Here is a 15,814-nt window from a genome sequence, read left to right as displayed (position 1 = left end):
AAACTAGTTACATATGTCAACTCTTTACTCAGAAATCCGCGAAATGGACACCAAATCCTACGATGCAAAAAGCCCCAGAGCCTAAAAAACGCGCAAATCTCAGAGATGTAGCAAAGGCTGCGGGGGTGTCTGTCGCGACGGTGTCGCGCGTGTTGAATGAACCGAGTGTGGTTAAGAAAGATACTCTGGAAAAAGTTCAAGCCACCATCGCTGACCTCAAATTTGTCCCAAGTGCGGCCGCACGCGCGATCAACTCCGGGCGCACTAGATTTGTCGGCGCATTGGTCCCAACTCTGGACAACGCGATCTTTGCCCGCTTTCTTGCGGCGCTAGAGCGCAAGCTGTCGGACCACCAATTGTCACTGATCGTAGCAACCACCGAGGCAAATCTGGATATCGAAGCCAAGAAAGCCAAAAGCCTGCTGGATATCGGAGCTGAGGGGCTGATTATCACCGGAGCCACACACAATGCCGCGCTGCTCGATCTGATCGAGCGCACTATGTTGCCAACAATCATTACGTCTTTCTTTGACCCCGAAAACCCGTTGCCGACCATCGGGTATGATAACGCAGCCGCGGCGCAACTTGCATTGCAGCACCTTGCAGATCTCGGACATCGGGACATTGCTGTCGTACATGGCCCGGTTCACGACAATGATCGCACACGAGCTCGCCTTGCAGGCATTACAACCTTTCCCTTCGCTGGAAATCTTTCAACCTTCGAAACCGAGATCAGCCATCAGGGCGGAGTAAACGTTGCAAAACACCTCGGCGGTCTAAACACCAAGCCAGATGCAATTTTATGCCTATCTGACGTCGTTGCGCTTGGGGTTTTGCTTGGTCTTCAAGCGCAAAACATCAGGGTCCCGGACCAGATTTCTATGATGGGCGTTGACGACCTTCCAATTTCGTCCGTGACCGTTCCGCCTCTGACAAGCGTGCATCTACCTGTTTCTAAGATGGGTGAACGAGCAGCAGACGCGCTAGCCGATTGGATCGCTTCTGATCAGGCACCTAAATCCGAAGAGCTCGCCACACGACTCGTTGTTCGGAGCTCTACAAAACGAATTTAGACGACCTGGACATCACGATTTGCGAAACGAACAACGCTATGGATGATGCCGAAGGCCTAGTGCGGGCTCTGATCGCCAGTCGGCGCAAACCACGGTGGATGTCAGCGAGAAGCGCGTTTGCTCATTAGTCGAGGCGCAGCGAATACCTGAGAAATTCTAAGAAGGGCGCTGACTAACCGGAAATGCCTTGACTTGCGAATGTTTATGTCTGCGCTCCTCTGAGGAAAAATAACATATAAAATCAGTAAGCTAATATCTATCAAATGGCGAAGCTGTGTGTCTCACCACACTCCTGTTGTTTAAAGTCAAACGAACCCGATCTAACCGTCATGGTTGGACCAGAAAAGCGGTGGACGTTCGTCATCAGAAGACGCCCCCAATGTTAGAAATTAGTTGAATTTGACATTTGCTTCATAAACTAACCCACCGCCCCCAGTTCATGCTCCGACGGACTGTTTGGTTTGATCTGACTTCCCTTTCGGAAAATCAGGGCTGATTTGTAGGTCAGGCAGCGAAGCTGTCTTGGGGACGAGGTAATGCTATTCGGCAATAGTGCTGCAGCCCGCAGACGCAAGCTGAGGACACGGTTTTATCCAATGGAGTTGCCTTAGAGGTCAGCCGCGCCTTTTGCGACGTTCGTAACCGTAATGATCGCGCGCTTCCTGCCACCGGACGAAACCCTTGAAGGCCTGAAAGCGTACAGTCCGCCTGAGCGAGGGCGCGACTTCCCGTTGTTCTCAGCGGCAGAGTGTTTTGTTGGCTATGCGATCAACCAAAGCTCGTTGTACAATGGCAAATCTCGGAGTGTGTGCTATTTCATCAAGTGTCGCGACCCAAAGTGGAACATCAATTCCAGGATCCATCTCGCTCGATAGCTGAAGCCGAGGGTCCGCGTTCCCGATGAACAAAGGCAGAAACGCTCTGCCCACCCCAGATGCAGCCATCTGCTGAAGCACTAAGAAGCTATCTGCTCCGTTGGTCATTTCATCCGCACTGACATGATCGGCAAGCCATTTTGCTGGAAGAGAACGACTCAATGCCCCATCAAGCCGCAACCATTTTCGATTGGTGCCGCCGTCGTCGAAAACTCCAAATGACAGCGTACCTGCGCGTTCCCCAACAAGCCCTTCTTCAAGTTTTATGGAGGGTCTTACGGCGATGTCCGCAGTTAATCTCGATAAATCATGATGGCTGTTGCCGCTCAATAAAGTAAGCTCCAAGCCAGGGTACAACTGGGATATCTCTTTAAGTATTTGGGGCAAAACAAGCTGGCAAAGGCTGTCAGTTGACGCGATACGTACGTGACCTACCGGAGACCGGTTTGCTCCTACAAGCGCACGTTCGACCGATAGCACCGCATCTTCGACGCTTTCCATAGCCGACAGAACTGCTCTGGCCTCGGGCAGGGCGGAGTATCCCGAAGGGTTTTTCTGGAAAATCACACAGCTATTGCGCTCTTCGAATGCGGCCACCCTTCGCAACACGGTCGCATGCGTGACGCCCAGTGCCGCTGCCGCTGCATTGAGTGAGCCGTATTTGCTTACGGCGAGCGCGTACCGAATATCATCCCAGTTTTCGTTGTTCATAAATTAACAAGTGACGACCAATAACAAACAATTACAAGAAAAATCGTTCAAGTTAACATTCGGAGCATTAAACAGGGAGACACATCATGAAGAAGAAGTTCTCAGTATTCGCGGCAGGTCTTTTGTCATTGGCCGCCATTGGCACAGCCATCGCCCAAGAAAGTGAAAACCCGGCTGTGAAAGCTCGTACCTCAATCATGCAACTCTATGCCTTCAATCTTGGTACACTTGGCGGAATGGCTAAGGGAGAGGTCGATTATGATGCCGAGGCCGCAACTCGGGCCGCGAATAATCTTGTTGTTCTGACACAAATCGACCAATCCGCGATGTGGCCCCAGGGATCTGACAATGTGTCCGATCAGACCTCCCGTGCATTGCCTGCGATCTGGGAGAACTTCCCTGACGTGGGTGCAAAAGGGCAGGCCATGGCAGACGCCGCTGTTGCGATGCAGGCTGCGGTAGGTCAAGATGTTGATGCCCTGAAAGCAGCGATGGGCGATCTGGGCGGAAGCTGTTCGGCATGTCACAAAGCATACAGAGCTCCAAAGAACTGATTGGGCACTGACGGTGCGGCGCTTTCTTTTCTTTGTCGCAATCGTCATTGTGTTGGTCGGGTTGGCCGGTTTGGTGCTGAACCGACCTCAACGAATGGAACAATCACGACTCGACGGTTTGAACCCAGATCTTGCCAGAGGTGAAATCGTGTTCCACGCGGCAGGATGCGCATCCTGTCATTCAGCGCCGGATGCGGTCGGTGAAGACAAGCTCGTGCTCGCTGGTGGTCGCCGGTTTGAGACGGAATTCGGCACGTTCATTGCCCCCAACATTTCCAGTGACCCGGAAACTGGTGTCGGATCCTGGTCTGCCCTGGATCTGGCCAATGCCTTGATCCATGGAACCGGACCCGAAGGGCAGCACTATTTCCCAGCGTTTCCCTATACCTCTTACGCCAACATGTCGGCCGAAGACGTGGTTTCGCTACACGCATTCCTCGGCACGCTGCCAGCGGCCGCAACCGAAAGTGTTGCGCATGAAGTAGGTTTTCCCTTCAACGTTCGGCGCGGATTGGGGGGATGGAAGCTCTTGTTCATGTCATCAGGCTGGGTGGTTGAAGGTGATCTGACCGACCAACAAAAACATGGCAGGTATTTGGTCGAGGCGCTGGGTCATTGCGCTGAATGCCATACCCCGCGAAATGGTTTAGGGGGCCTGAAACGAGACCTTTGGCTGACGGGTGCACCAAATCCAAACGGGAAAGGTCGTATCCCCGGCTTAACCTCAGACCAGCTTGATTGGTCAGAGGCAGACATTGCCGAATACCTAAAATCTGGCTTTACACCAGACTATGACAGTGCGGGTGGTGAGATGGTGGACGTCATCGAGAACACCTCACGGCTGACGGATGAGGACCGTTTGGCGATTGCAGCCTATCTCAAGGCTGTTCCTGTTTCGTCGACCGGGCTTTCATCCGAATAACAGTCGTTTAGCGCCACGCAGCGGCGACCAGATGCTGTCGCCAATAGGATGCCGTAAGACCTATTCCCTTTTCGCCAAACACCTGTTTTACGTTTTGAACATCGGAGCTCACCAATCACCCGAGTTTCTGTTCATAATTGACTGAGGGTCGCGACCAAATGACACAAAAAATCGCTCTTTGGTCTATCCCGATATCCATTGCGGTACTGGCCCTGAAACTGTTGGCTTGGTGGCTGACAGGTTCGGTGGCTTTGTTGTCAGACGCAATGGAATCAACCGTGAATGTTGTCGCGGCTTTGTTGGCGTATTTCGCAGTTCGGGTTGCCAATAAGCCCCCTGACCAAAACCACCCCTTTGGTCATAAAAAAGCGGAGTATCTTTCAGCCGTGGTTGAGGGCGCGCTGATTGTGTTGGCGGCGTTCTTGATCATCAGAGAAGCTGTACTGGTGCTCCCGAACCCGCATCTTGAGGATGCGCCGCTGCTTGGAATTGCCGTCAATATCGTTGCAACGGGTGTGAACGGTGCATGGGCCTACCTCTTGCTTAGGACAGGTAGGCGCGAGGGATCGCCCGCCTTGAAAGCGAGCTCCCGCCACATTTTTACGGATGTTATGACTTCTGTTGGTGTCGTCGCTGGACTGATACTAGCGCTTGTCACCGGCTGGTTGATCCTTGACCCGATCCTGGCAATTCTTGTTGCGCTGAACATCTTGTGGGAGGGCTGGAAAGTTATTCGGGCATCCGTCGATGGCCTGATGGATGTGAGCCTGTCGAAACATGACTTGCAGACTGTTTCTAATGCAATCGAAGCAAACCTCGGCACAGCCTTAGAGTATCATGACCTAAAAGGGCGCAGATCCGCGAATGTTATCTTTGTAGAGTTTCACCTTGTTGTGGACGGCACAATGCCAGTCAGCGCAGCGCACGATATATGTAACGACATAGAGGAAGAACTAGAGTGTCTGTACCCGGGTTCCGTCTTTGTCATTCACCTCGAACCTGATGACGAGTTGAAAGGCGACGGGGTTAATCCCCACTAAACTGCTCATTTGGTTCTGCAAAAAATCTATTGGTTTGACTGATCTGATTAAGACGTTCGGCTTGAAATTCGTCAGACTTAAGCCCGATGTGGGAAAGTCGGACCGGTAGTAGCCTGTCTCCAATGTCATGAAGCGTGACGATCAAAATTGGAGGCGAAAATGAAAATTCAAAGAAAGCTGGGTCAACTTCTAAGTACCGCGGCGTTGGCTTCGTTGATTGCCGCGACGCCTTATGTGCCAACCTTTGATGACGATGGCCGCCTACATTTTGAACCGTCATATGCCTTTGCCAAAAGCGGCAAAGGGAAAGACGGGGATGATCGTGACGATGACCGGGATGATGATCGTGACGATGACCGGGATGATGATCGCGACGACGATCGGGATGATAACTCGGGGTCGGGTAATAGCGGCCGTGGTGGCGACCGAGATGATGATCGTGATGACGATAGAGACGATGATCGAGACGACGACAGAGATGATGGCCGGGACGACAATTCGGGATCAGGAAAAAGTGGTCGCGACGACGATGACGATAATGACGACGATGACTCCAAACGCTCCAATAAGGGCAGCGGAAAGAAGGATCGGTCTCAATCAGGGGGTAAATCGTCGGGTTCGGCTGGGATAACAAAGGTCGAAACAAACGCCAACGGCATTGAAGTGCGTTACGCCGACGGAACCAAGGAAGAGATCGAAAACGGGCGGTATGAGAGAAAGAATGCTCAGAACCGAACTGTTGAGGAGCGCGCCGCGACCGGCGCTGACGTTTCAAGGCTTCGGTCCTTGGCGAATGGTATCTCAATCGACAATGTACGCTCATCTGGGCAAGGCGGCACTGCTGGAAGTCGACCCACGAAAATCGAACGCCAAGGCAACAATATCGAAGTAAATTATGCCAATGGTTGGAAAGAGGAGATCGAGTTTGGGCGTTACGAGTTGAAAGACCCTTACAACCGGACTGTTGTTGAAAGAAACGCAACGGCCTCTGATCGCCGGAGGTTACAGTCGGTCGCCAACTGAGCTGCAATTCCAGTCGATAATCCGTTGGCGGCTTCTTTCTGGTGAGGGGCCGCCACCGTCGTCAAAGAGACCGCAGCTATTCTCCCTTGTTCCAAACATCATGTGCAATGAGCGCGGCCTCTACCCGATTTCGCGCATGAAGCTTGGACAGAACTGCGGTCATGTAGTGCTTCACGGTCTTTTCCTGGAGGTCTAACTCGTCAGCGATTTCACGATTACTCAGTCCTTTGGCCACACGTCTCAGTATTTCTTCCTCACGATGTGTAAGGTCATCTAGAATGCTGCTGTTAACAGACATGCCGGTGTCAGCGTTGATTTGAAGAAGTACCCGCGAGGCCAAGCCAGGAGAAACGAACCCTTCACCCGCGGCGATGCTGCGTAAAGAAGCGGTTAGTTCGCTTGCGGTTACTCCCTTCACAATGTACCCAATCGCACCCGCCTCCAAGGCGTCCGCGACATCACCGCTGTTCTCTGAGACCGTCAAGATTGCAATGACGGGTGGATTTGCCATTGCCGCGATTTTACGTGTCGCGCTTATCCCGCCACCGGGCATCGAGAGGTCAAGAATAGCTATGTCCGGCTGATGCGTGCCGACCAGCGATACTGCCTCTTCAGCACTGGACCCAGCGGCTAAAACTTCGAAGCCATCTGCTTCATCCAACGTGCGTTGCAAACCATCCCTGAATATCGGGTGATCATCGGCTATTACGACAGATGTAGTCATGATGTGCCTAACTTTCTGGGAAATAGTGTCATAGCTATGGTGGTGCCTTCGCCCGGTCTCGATGCGACGTCGAACCTGCCACCAATACTCTCGACCCGATCTCGCAAGCCCATAAGCCCCTGGCCACCATCGTCTCGCAACGCGGTTTCTTCTGACCTGTCAAATCCTGGTCCGTCGTCTGTGATCTTTACAACTATGCGGTCGTTCTGCGCCTCAGCGATAACAGTGCACTTGGAAGCTGGAGCATATCTAGCGGCATTGGAAAGCGTTTCCTGGAGGAACCGAAAAACGCACAGTTTGTCGGACAATGACAACTCCGGGGCCTGGCTGCCCAGGAATGAAATATCCGGTCGCAACGGGCTGTGTTCGGCGTGATCCTCTACGGCTCTCTTCACAACATCGACGAGTGACAGGCTATCGATATCTGGCGCGGACAGCCCTCGCGAAATTGCACGAATTTCAGCCAGCGATTTTTGCAAAGACTGCTGAATTTCCACTGCCTCTTTAGGCCTTTCCGACTCTTTGGAAAACGCCGCCTCCAGCCTAAGGGCGGCGAGCGACAGGTATTGCGCAGGGCCATCATGTAGCTCAGCTCCAAGATTCTTGAGGAACCGATCTGTTTGCGTGGTATATCTTTCCGACGCCTCGACCACACGCGACCGCAGCAGCGCATTCTGCTCAGCCATCTTCTCACTTTCTTTCAACCGCTGTTTAAGAAGAGACCCCTGTCGTCGAATTGTTTTGTCGCCAATTGCGACAATGGAATACAGAACAATAGTACTTGCCAGAAATGCGGAGCCGACGACCAACCAACTTGTTCGCCTAGCCTTGGCTAAGTCTAACTCAAGCTGGTCAGCTCTTTCGTAGAACTCCGCAACTGCGATGATTTCGCCGGACCAGAGTTCGCGGATGGGGCTGTAAACTTCAAGCAGTGGTATCCCCAATGCCGCCTCGGCGGCGCTCTCGGCATGATCAAGCTCTTCGAAAGAGCCGGAGATATCTCCGCTCCACGCTCGCCTTAAATCATCCGTTGGATTGAAACGGTTTCCTATGATGTCTGTATCCGAGGCATGCGCAATCACACCGCCTTGCTTCCAGAATTTGTAGGAAACGATACGGTCACGCATTGGCTGGGTCATGAAAATCTCATCCAGCGCCAGGCTCGCCTGCTCAGAAAGGCGGTCGCCATGTGCCAATTCCTGGCTGAGCGGGGAAACTACGCTTTCCATATACAGCGCTGCGGAGTTGGCGGAGTTTTGCACGACTGCGTTCTGAATTCGATTAGACACCCAGACCCCAACGATTGCGGTAGCAGTACCCATCACGAAGATACTTGCCGCAAGAAAGACTCGCGACAACGACCAATTGCCAATCGTCAGGTCAGTTACTTTCGCTCTCATCGTGAAATCGACTATGAACTACAATCTGTTACCGCACCACAGACCTTGGTCTGAGGTGATCTGGCTAAATCTCAGACCCTGAGTTTCCGCCCAGTGTCCAGAGTCAGATATCATCCATCGTTCGCAGACTTTGCAGCATCGGGCAGTGAACGTTACCACTATCACAATTGGCAGTAAGCTCACTCAAGGCGTGCTCCAGACGTCTGAGCTCATCAATCTTGCTTCGAACGCTAGAAATATGCGCCTCGGCCAGCTCTTTCACCGACCGGCAGTCTTCGGCACTTCCTTCTGACAGCTCTAAAAGCGCCTTTGCGTCTGGGAGAGGAAATCCCAGGTCGCGGCACCTCTTCAAAAATCGAAGTCTTCCCACATCGCTTGCTGCATAGAGGCGACGATTGTTCAGAGCTCGCACAGGTCTTGGTACGATACCTTCGCGTTCGTAGTAGCGGATGGTTTCTATGCCAACCCCGGATTGCCGGGAAGCCTCACCTATCGCAATCATGTGAAGTGCCTCCACTTGATCCTGTAGTTACTACAGGAGTTATACGCTTTGAATACCGGTGCTTCAACACAATCAAATCGAGCACCTCGGGAGCAAAAGATGAAGAAATACGTGAACCTCAGCTACTTGGGAACGGTTTCAGCTCTGGGCGTCGCAACATGCTGTGTTCTTCCAATAGCCATGATGTTGTTAGGCTTGGGCGGCAGTTGGTTGGCAGTATTCGGAAAAATAGCGGCGGCAAGCTACTATGTTCTCGCCGTCTCAACAGCGCTGGCCGCGGTTTCGTGGTTCTTAGCGCATCTAAACGGGACGTTGGCAAATCTGAAATGGTGGCTTGTCGGAAGCACGGCGACTACAGCGTTGGCATGGGTCATCGTGTTCAATGAGGCTCAAATCAACGACTATCTAATCATGCAGATGTGAGACAATGACAAATCAAACTGTGGTGCTCGATAGCATTTTGACCTGCCCTCGGTGTGGGCACGTTGAAACCGAGAAAATGCCAACTGACTCGTGTCAGTGGTTTTATGAATGCAAATCATGCGAGGCAGTTTTGAAACCGTTAGAAGGCGATTGCTGTGTCTTTTGTTCCTACGCAACTGTACCGTGTCCGCCAATTCAGTTGGGGGATAGCTGCTGTAGTAAGGCCACTGCGGCTAAAGGTTTCGATCCCCAATGAAAATAAATGAGCTAGACCGATTTTTACCTTGGCCGCTTGGGAAAAGATTCAATCATTAAATCCGCTCAATTTTCGCTTTTCAGATGCGACAAGGGTTCGTGCGGGGCTAGTGCAACGGCCCAACAAAGGTTTAAGTGGTCTTAGTCTTTCTAAAACTAAGAGTGCCAGAATTCGCCAGCACAACTTAGGTTTTTAGTTTCTACTTTGTTTCCTCAGTCCGCCCAACGAACCCTTTGAAAACTGCAAGAGTCTCTTCGCTTACATGATGCTCAATACCTTCAGCATCATGCTCTGCGACTTCCTTTGAAACACCCAAGGCGATCAGGAAATCCACGACAATTCGGTGACGCCTTCTACAAGCTTCCGCCAATTGACGCCCGGCATCGGTCAGTTGAAGTGAGCGGTAGGGAATTTGTTCTATGAAACCTTCTCGTTTCAAACGGGCCAAATTCTTCGAAACCGTAGGTTGGGTTACGCCCAACCGCTCGGCTATTTCGACCGGGCGCGCCGAGCCATTCTGATGGATCAACTCCGCAATAAGTTCAACGTAGTCTTCAACCATTTCGCTTTGGTGGGCCTGTCGCACAGCCTCAAATCCACTCGCCTGAGTGTCAATACTACGATCTGAATCTTGCGGTGTCGTTTCAGTCATCGGCTCACGATTAGGTCGTTAATCCAGTCACTAGTGTATGCACCTGAAAGCCGAACTTGACAATGAGCATGCCTTCATCAATAAATTAGACAAGGCTAACTTTAATAGACAGAGCTATGAAATATCTAGTAGCGTCCACACTTCTTTGCGCATTGCCAGTGATCGCCGATGCCACGGCGATTGAAGAATCTCCTTGGGCTCCGCGCGCTGCCGCGTATCGACTGACCTTGTTCATGGGAAATCTAACCCCGGTTCCCTGGGATGAAATTGAGAGGAGTTGGACCTCGCCCGCACCTGGCAGTGACATTCAGGTCGCTCCATTGTCACGCGTTTCCGACAAAGAGGCGCTTGCGATCAACCAAGCTATGCAAGCCGAAGATCTCCAGGCGCTGTTCGAAGCAAGCACAATTGCCATTGCTGAGGGAATCCTGCGCCATCTGGATGTCGCAAAGACCGCGTTGGGTCAGCCTGAAGCGGCACGCGAGGTTGCACAAGCGGCAGCTCTGTTCCGCGCATTCGAAGATGGTATCAAGGCTGCGGATGCGTCGGCGGCTCGCGATCTGGGCCGGGCATGGCTGGTTCTGAACTCCACCCTTGGCAGCGCAGGAGTACTGGGCAATGGTGCACAAACGGTGGATGCCGACCAATTTGCGGAGGCTCAGGCCATTGTCGCTGCCTATATTCGTGCCAACTATCTGCCATCCGAGTATGCCCAACGCGACAAGTTAACACCGCTGCCTGAAACAGTTGTGCTTTCCGGCGAACAAATCACAATGCCCGCCACGCTGCCGCCAGGATCAAACATCGGAGATCAGGCGCAGCTGCCACGGCTGGTTCTTCAGTTTGAGGAGGCGGGTGAGGATGAAGCCAATCTACCGCTGGTGGCCTATGGCGACATGCTGTTCGACAGCCCTGAAATCTTCGGCGGCCCGGCACGCGAGTTAGGCATCGCCTGCTCGACCTGCCACAACCGCTCCGACGTGAACCGGGATTTCTTCATTCCCGGCCTGTCATCCCATCCCGGTGGGATGGATGTGGACGGTTCGTTCTTCAATCCAATGTTCAATGATCGGACCGATGATCACTTGGATACGCCTTCCATGCGCGGCATCCGCTTTACCGCACCTTATGGCCGCGACGGGCGCGAACCCAGCCTGCGCCGGTTCATCCGAAATGTGATTGTGACCGAATTCGCGGGAAAGGAACCAACGCCGTTCCAACTGGACGCGCTGGAAGCCTATGTCAAACAGTTCGACTTTCTTCCCAACCCAAAGATCGATCGGTCCGGTAAGCTGACCGATCTGGCGTCAGATGACGCCAAGCGCGGGGAGGTGCTATTCAACACCAAATTTGCAGGACTTGGTGACAAGTCCTGCGCTTCGTGTCACACGCCTGACCGTCAGTTCCGCGATGGTCTGACCTACGACATCGGCAGCGCTGAACCACCATTCCCAGGCGGCACGGCTTCTGCGTTCGAAACCCCGACGCTGCGCAACGTCAATTTCACTGCACCTTACATGCATGACGGATCGCTGCCGACGCTGGCCAGCGTTGTTGACTGGTTCAATGATACCAAAAATTTGGGTTTGGACGAAGCACAGCGCGCAGATCTGACGGCCTACGTCGAAGCTGTTGGAGACGGTGAAGAACCCTATCAAGTATTCGAGGGTCGCAACAGCGTATTCCGCTTGTCCTGGGAAGAGCTGACGACATTCGCCAGCACGCTCGATACCCTGCTGCCGATGCAGGATGCCGAAAACATAGCGGTTCTGATCGACACGGTAGCTCCTGATCTGGCGGCGGATGCCAGTGTCATGGTCAATCAGAACGCCAAGCCCGAAATCTACGAATTCGCCGCGATCCTGCGAGCGGTTGGCGATGCCAGCGCCGAAGGAAACTGGACCGAAGCCACCCGCCAGTGGGAACTGTTCAAGGCCATGCAGGCCGAAATTGACGAGAGGATGTTCTGATGTTGTCGCGCCGCAATTTTCTGGTCGCTGCAGCCGCATCTGCAGCCCTGCCCGTAATGGCTGCAACTGACCGGGGGCTGAAGCTGGCCTTCATCCCGCAGGAGAACCCCGAAAAGCTATTGGGTGACATCAACGTCATCACCGGCTGGCTTTCAGAGCAGATGGGCGTCCCGGTCACGGGGTTTGTTACCTTCGACCACGCTGCTGCCGTCGAGGCGTTGCGCAACGGTGATGCCGATATCTCGTTCATGGGAGCGTTGCCCTTTGTGTTGGCCGAAGACCAGATCGGCGCCGTACCGCTATTGTCCGAGGTTTATCGCGGGCAACCCAGCTATTCGGGCCGGGTCTTCGTGCGGCGTGACAGCGGAATCGAAACGCTGGCAGATCTCCGGGGACGTGACATCGCCTTTTCCGATCCGGTCTCGGAATCCGGTTACATCTATCCCCTTGATCTGTTTGTGCGCGCCGGGCTGTTCTCGGGCACGGGCGATGCCGACAGCTTTTTCGGGCAAAAATTCTTTGCTGGCGGATATCAGCAAGCGATGCAGGCCATGGCCAATGGGCTGGTCGATGCGGCGGGTGCGAGCCAGTATGCCGATCTCTATCTGACTCCGGATCAGCAGGCTGAGGTCAAGGTGCTGGCGGAATCAGAACAAATTCCCAGCCACGCAATCATTGCCCGCCCTGATCTGGACGCCGGGCTGCAGGCGAAGTTCATTAAAACCATGCTGCGCCTCAACGAGAGTGAGAACCGTCATCTGCTGGCTTACCTCTATGGCCCGGACGGGTATCTTCCTGCTGATCCGTCGGTTTACGAAGGCGTGCGCGAGACTGCGCGGCGCTATGGGTTTCTGAAATGAACCCTGTGATATCACTCAACGCGGTATCGCAGCACTTTGCCAGTGCGGCAGCTCTTACAGATGTTTCACTGTCGGTGCAGCCGGGTGAAAGCGTCGCGCTACTCGGTCCTTCGGGTGCGGGCAAATCAACGATGCTGGCTTTGTTGGACGGTCGTCTGAGCGGTTGGCAGGGCGAGGCTCAGGTACTGGGCAAGCCACTTTTGGCAACTGGGATTCCATCCCGCGAGGACCGTGCCAATACTGGCTTTGTCTTCCAGGAATTCGCACTGGTTGATCGGCAGAGTGTTTATCAGAATGTAATGAACGGTCGGATGGGCCGGATGAGTATCTGGTCTTCGCTTTGGGGGCGGTTCCGAGAAGAGGACCACATGTGCGTGACACGGGCTCTTCAGGATACGGGGCTGTCCGACCTGGCAAGCCGCCGTGCCGATCAGTTGTCGGGTGGGCAACGGCAACGCGTTGCGATTGCCAGATGTCTGGCACAAGAACCCGAGTTGATCCTTGCGGATGAGCCCGTCAGCAATTTGGACCCTGCTCACGCCGAACGCATTCTGAGCCTGATCACAAGCTCTGCACGTAGCCGTGGAATCGGCGTCATTTTCAGTTCGCATCAGCCAGACCTGTCGCGCCGCTTTTCTGAGCGTATCATAGGCTTGCGAAATGGCGTGATATTGTTCGACAAACCGTCGGCTCAATTGACCAACGCGGACATCGATGAACTGTATCACGGCGCCAGTGTCAAATCGGGGCTGCGTGTGGTCAGTTGATGGGGCGGTCTGTCATTTGGATCATGCTGGCACTGGCGATCCTGTGGTCGCTGACCAGCGGCGATATGGGATTAGGCAAGCTGCCAGGCGCGGGGCCCCGTCTGGCAGAGTTTTTGGGGCGTATGATCCCACCTGACCTGTCCGTTTGGCGCGAGGTTCTGACCGGGCTGGCGGAGACACTGAGGATCGCCATTCTGGGAACATTGTTCGCCGTGATCCTGTCCTCGGGACTGGCCGTTTTGGCCTCTGAAACTATGGTACCACCAGCGATCTGGCGCCCCGTCCGCGCCTTGCTGGCGGTTATCCGGTCGATCCCGCTGATCCTGGTCGCTATGCTAATGGTGGGCGCTGTTGGGTTGGGTCCACTTCCCGGTATTCTGGCAATCACATTTCACGCGACCGGCATGTTGGCAAAGTTCTATGCGGAAGCCATCGACAATGTTGCCACCGCTCCTGTGGCGGCGCTTGAAAGCGCAGGGGCCAACAGAATTCAACAGTTGCGTTGGGCAATCTGGCCGCAGATGGCGCCTGTGATCGTGCGCGATACCGTATTTCGGTTTGAGCTAAATCTGCGCGAAAGCCTGATACTGGGCATTGTCGGTGCCGGTGGCATCGGGTTGTATGTACAAACCTACGTACGGTCGTTTCAGTATGAAAAGGCTGCGACCGTGACGTTGGCAATCATCGTTTTGGTTTTATTGTCAGAGGCACTGAATACGGCCTTGCAAAAGCGCTTCAGTTGAAGCCCCGCTATGCATTTCCGTGTGTATGCGTGGCGGCCATTCGAGCCTTCAGCTTCCCATTGCGCAGGGAACGTACGCGCGCGTTCATCCAGTGACGGAATATGAAGCGATAGAGCCAACCACGAATGCTCCCGAAACTTTGCGCATGGTCAGCATAGAACGCATCCGGACTATCAAAAACGCCAAAATCCTTCACGATTCCGGTTTTCTGAATGTACGTGTCACGACCTTCCCATTCGACCTGAGGGGTGCTCAAACAACGGGTACCCGCCCCATAACCGCACAGGCTTTCTGTTTCTGCAAAGTTATGCTGCAAGGCCTCCAAGTATGGCTGATCCAGAATAAATCCTTCGAGGTTGACCCAACGACCGTCTACTTCGACTTCGACCCACGAATGCAAGATTTCTTCTGGCGCCAGCGGATAAATCAATTCGGGGACCACACCCCTCTGCAACTCTTTGTGGATCGTAAAGCCATGCAAACGGCATCGAATACCGCTGCCGCGAAACAGTGCCATCAAAAGAGTGCCCTTGGTATTGCATTGCCCAAAGCCGTTAGCGAGCACCTCTGAAGCCAGGATATCGTCTGCACGGTTGTAACCAAAGGCAATCTCGTTACGAACGAAATCATAAATAGCGCCAATTCGATCCCCGATAGGCAGATCGGGCCAGCGCCGTTCCGTTATGAGCCCAGAAATTGCGGGTGTTTCAAAATCAAGCAGAGGTGTGGCGGTTAACAACGGGTCTCGGTTCAGCATTTGGTCTCTCGTCGAATCAACTCAGAAAGACTTGTAATTGCTACAGTGACTGTAGCTTCAAGAGGCTATTTCCAGTTCGCAACAACGCTGCCCAGGGTTACGCGCCGATGTCTTCGTGATCAGTAAGACATTCGGAATGATCGCGTAGAACTTCGAGTACACGACAATCCGAGGTGTTGCCGCCACTGCATTCATGCACCATGCGCTCCAGCTCGGTCCGTAACGCTTCCAGCCGCGCCATTCTTTGCTCAATCTGTTTGAGTTGCCGGCGCGCGATACTGTCGGCTTCATGACATGGGCGATCCGGATCGTCGGACAAATCAAGCAGTTCGCGTATCGCCTCAAGCGAAAACCCCAATTGGCGGGCGTGACGGATAAAAGCCAGGCGATCCAGTTCGGTATGGCCATAACGCCGCTGGCCACCTTCGGTGCGCCCCGGTTCCGGCATAAGTCCGATCTGCTCGTAGTAGCGGATCGTCTGAACCTTGGTTCCGGTCTTTTTTCCAAGCGTTCCGATCGTCAGCATCTGGGTCTCCTTACAAAGCTACAGCTTATGTAGGCT

18 protein-coding genes are annotated in these 15,814 nt (G+C 53.6%); 11 read left to right on the top strand and 7 right to left on the bottom strand.

Going from position 1 to position 15,814, the window contains the following annotated elements:
- Positions 1–62: 62 nt before the first annotated feature.
- Complete coding sequence (locus ACR0NM_RS16110; RefSeq protein WP_480615671.1) at positions 63–1,073, top strand: LacI family DNA-binding transcriptional regulator; 1,011 nt, start codon at positions 63–65, stop codon at positions 1,071–1,073.
- A 737-nt stretch (positions 1,074–1,810) separates the two neighbouring features.
- On the opposite strand, the gene ACR0NM_RS16105 is transcribed toward ACR0NM_RS16110, so the two are convergent.
- Positions 1,811–2,659 (bottom strand): LysR family transcriptional regulator, encoded by an 849-nt coding sequence (locus tag ACR0NM_RS16105; RefSeq protein ID WP_480615669.1) that lies wholly within the window; start codon positions 2,657–2,659, stop codon positions 1,811–1,813.
- 86 nt (positions 2,660–2,745) lie between these two features.
- Between ACR0NM_RS16105 and ACR0NM_RS16100 the strand changes: the two genes are divergently transcribed.
- The 4 genes from ACR0NM_RS16100 (at position 2,746) to ACR0NM_RS16085 (ending at position 6,198) form a co-directional block, all read left to right on the top strand.
- Complete coding sequence (locus ACR0NM_RS16100) at positions 2,746–3,213, top strand: c-type cytochrome (protein ID WP_480615667.1); 468 nt, start codon at positions 2,746–2,748, stop codon at positions 3,211–3,213.
- Positions 3,214–3,226: 13 nt separating this feature from the next.
- Positions 3,227–4,135: a cytochrome c gene (locus tag ACR0NM_RS16095; RefSeq protein ID WP_480615665.1), complete on the top strand. Its 909-nt coding sequence runs from the start codon at positions 3,227–3,229 to the stop codon at positions 4,133–4,135.
- Between the two features lie 158 nt (positions 4,136–4,293).
- Complete coding sequence (locus ACR0NM_RS16090) at positions 4,294–5,175, top strand: cation diffusion facilitator family transporter (RefSeq protein ID WP_480615663.1); 882 nt, start codon at positions 4,294–4,296, stop codon at positions 5,173–5,175.
- A gap of 159 nt (positions 5,176–5,334) precedes the next feature.
- A complete protein-coding gene (locus ACR0NM_RS16085; protein ID WP_480615661.1) occupies positions 5,335–6,198 on the top strand; it encodes a hypothetical protein in 864 nt (287 codons plus the stop codon).
- A 76-nt stretch (positions 6,199–6,274) separates the two neighbouring features.
- Here the strand turns inward: ACR0NM_RS16085 and ACR0NM_RS16080 are convergent, their stop codons facing one another.
- The 3 genes from ACR0NM_RS16080 to ACR0NM_RS16070 form a co-directional block, all read right to left on the bottom strand.
- Positions 6,275–6,922: a response regulator gene (locus tag ACR0NM_RS16080; protein WP_170392761.1), complete on the bottom strand. Its 648-nt coding sequence runs from the start codon at positions 6,920–6,922 to the stop codon at positions 6,275–6,277.
- Positions 6,919–8,322 (bottom strand): sensor histidine kinase, encoded by a 1,404-nt coding sequence (locus ACR0NM_RS16075; protein WP_480615659.1) that lies wholly within the window; start codon positions 8,320–8,322, stop codon positions 6,919–6,921. Before ACR0NM_RS16075 ends, ACR0NM_RS16080 begins: the two co-directional genes overlap by 4 nt.
- A gap of 103 nt (positions 8,323–8,425) precedes the next feature.
- Complete coding sequence (locus ACR0NM_RS16070) at positions 8,426–8,824, bottom strand: MerR family transcriptional regulator (protein WP_170597574.1); 399 nt, start codon at positions 8,822–8,824, stop codon at positions 8,426–8,428.
- A 99-nt stretch (positions 8,825–8,923) separates the two neighbouring features.
- On the opposite strand from ACR0NM_RS16070, the gene ACR0NM_RS16065 reads away from it, so the two are divergent.
- A complete protein-coding gene (locus ACR0NM_RS16065; protein WP_480615657.1) occupies positions 8,924–9,247 on the top strand; it encodes a hypothetical protein in 324 nt (107 codons plus the stop codon).
- Between the two features lie 4 nt (positions 9,248–9,251).
- Positions 9,252–9,503, top strand: coding sequence for a GDCCVxC domain-containing (seleno)protein (locus tag ACR0NM_RS16060; RefSeq protein WP_255611837.1), 252 nt, complete (start codon positions 9,252–9,254; stop codon positions 9,501–9,503).
- Positions 9,504–9,702: 199 nt separating this feature from the next.
- Here the strand turns inward: ACR0NM_RS16060 and mntR are convergent, their stop codons facing one another.
- Positions 9,703–10,155 carry a manganese-binding transcriptional regulator MntR gene (gene mntR / locus ACR0NM_RS16055; protein ID WP_170801773.1) on the bottom strand — a complete coding sequence of 151 codons (453 nt, stop codon included), beginning with the start codon at positions 10,153–10,155 and terminating at the stop codon, positions 9,703–9,705.
- A 116-nt stretch (positions 10,156–10,271) separates the two neighbouring features.
- On the opposite strand from mntR, the gene ACR0NM_RS16050 reads away from it, so the two are divergent.
- Genes ACR0NM_RS16050 through phnE form a run of 4 tightly spaced genes read left to right on the top strand, consistent with a single transcriptional unit; the run spans position 10,272 to position 14,495 of the window.
- Positions 10,272–12,125, top strand: coding sequence for a cytochrome c peroxidase (locus ACR0NM_RS16050; protein WP_480615655.1), 1,854 nt, complete (start codon positions 10,272–10,274; stop codon positions 12,123–12,125).
- The gene (locus ACR0NM_RS16045; protein ID WP_480615653.1) at positions 12,125–12,985 is read left to right on the top strand and encodes a phosphate/phosphite/phosphonate ABC transporter substrate-binding protein; all 861 of its coding nucleotides are present in this window, start codon (positions 12,125–12,127) and stop codon (positions 12,983–12,985) included. The genes ACR0NM_RS16050 and ACR0NM_RS16045 overlap by 1 nt, the downstream gene beginning before the upstream one ends.
- Positions 12,982–13,752 (top strand): phosphonate ABC transporter ATP-binding protein, encoded by a 771-nt coding sequence (locus ACR0NM_RS16040; RefSeq protein ID WP_480615651.1) that lies wholly within the window; start codon positions 12,982–12,984, stop codon positions 13,750–13,752. Before ACR0NM_RS16045 ends, ACR0NM_RS16040 begins: the two co-directional genes overlap by 4 nt.
- Complete coding sequence (gene phnE, locus ACR0NM_RS16035) at positions 13,752–14,495, top strand: phosphonate ABC transporter, permease protein PhnE (protein ID WP_480615649.1); 744 nt, start codon at positions 13,752–13,754, stop codon at positions 14,493–14,495. Before ACR0NM_RS16040 ends, phnE begins: the two co-directional genes overlap by 1 nt.
- Before the next feature lie 7 nt (positions 14,496–14,502).
- On the opposite strand, the gene ACR0NM_RS16030 is transcribed toward phnE, so the two are convergent.
- On the bottom strand, positions 14,503–15,252 hold the full coding sequence (locus ACR0NM_RS16030; protein WP_223116997.1) for a transglutaminase-like domain-containing protein: 750 nt from the start codon (positions 15,250–15,252) through the stop codon (positions 14,503–14,505).
- A 97-nt stretch (positions 15,253–15,349) separates the two neighbouring features.
- Positions 15,350–15,778, bottom strand: a complete 429-nt coding sequence (locus ACR0NM_RS16025) for a MerR family transcriptional regulator (protein ID WP_170392752.1) — start codon at positions 15,776–15,778, stop codon at positions 15,350–15,352.
- Positions 15,779–15,814: the final 36 nt, after the last annotated feature.

This window comes from Ruegeria sp. AF2, from assembly GCF_056542025.1.
This window is presented reverse-complemented; position numbering and strand designations above follow the sequence as displayed.

Excerpts from the sequence above, each read along its gene's own strand:
- ACR0NM_RS16110 (WP_480615671.1), top strand. The coding sequence starts at position 63 with ATGCAAAAAGCCCCAGAGCCTAAAAAACGCGCAAATCTCAGAGATGTA.
- ACR0NM_RS16105 (WP_480615669.1), bottom strand. The coding sequence starts at position 2,659 with ATGAACAACGAAAACTGGGATGATATTCGGTACGCGCTCGCCGTAAGC.
- ACR0NM_RS16100 (WP_480615667.1), top strand. The coding sequence starts at position 2,746 with ATGAAGAAGAAGTTCTCAGTATTCGCGGCAGGTCTTTTGTCATTGGCC.
- ACR0NM_RS16090 (WP_480615663.1), top strand. The coding sequence starts at position 4,294 with ATGACACAAAAAATCGCTCTTTGGTCTATCCCGATATCCATTGCGGTA.
- ACR0NM_RS16085 (WP_480615661.1), top strand. The coding sequence starts at position 5,335 with ATGAAAATTCAAAGAAAGCTGGGTCAACTTCTAAGTACCGCGGCGTTG.
- ACR0NM_RS16080 (WP_170392761.1), bottom strand. The coding sequence starts at position 6,922 with ATGACTACATCTGTCGTAATAGCCGATGATCACCCGATATTCAGGGAT.
- ACR0NM_RS16075 (WP_480615659.1), bottom strand. The coding sequence starts at position 8,322 with ATGAGAGCGAAAGTAACTGACCTGACGATTGGCAATTGGTCGTTGTCG.
- ACR0NM_RS16070 (WP_170597574.1), bottom strand. The coding sequence starts at position 8,824 with ATGATTGCGATAGGTGAGGCTTCCCGGCAATCCGGGGTTGGCATAGAA.
- ACR0NM_RS16065 (WP_480615657.1), top strand. The coding sequence starts at position 8,924 with ATGAAGAAATACGTGAACCTCAGCTACTTGGGAACGGTTTCAGCTCTG.
- ACR0NM_RS16060 (WP_255611837.1), top strand. The coding sequence starts at position 9,252 with ATGACAAATCAAACTGTGGTGCTCGATAGCATTTTGACCTGCCCTCGG.
- mntR (WP_170801773.1), bottom strand. The coding sequence starts at position 10,155 with ATGACTGAAACGACACCGCAAGATTCAGATCGTAGTATTGACACTCAG.
- ACR0NM_RS16050 (WP_480615655.1), top strand. The coding sequence starts at position 10,272 with ATGAAATATCTAGTAGCGTCCACACTTCTTTGCGCATTGCCAGTGATC.
- ACR0NM_RS16045 (WP_480615653.1), top strand. The coding sequence starts at position 12,125 with ATGTTGTCGCGCCGCAATTTTCTGGTCGCTGCAGCCGCATCTGCAGCC.
- ACR0NM_RS16040 (WP_480615651.1), top strand. The coding sequence starts at position 12,982 with ATGAACCCTGTGATATCACTCAACGCGGTATCGCAGCACTTTGCCAGT.
- phnE (WP_480615649.1), top strand. The coding sequence starts at position 13,752 with ATGGGGCGGTCTGTCATTTGGATCATGCTGGCACTGGCGATCCTGTGG.
- ACR0NM_RS16030 (WP_223116997.1), bottom strand. The coding sequence starts at position 15,252 with ATGCTGAACCGAGACCCGTTGTTAACCGCCACACCTCTGCTTGATTTT.
- ACR0NM_RS16025 (WP_170392752.1), bottom strand. The coding sequence starts at position 15,778 with ATGCTGACGATCGGAACGCTTGGAAAAAAGACCGGAACCAAGGTTCAG.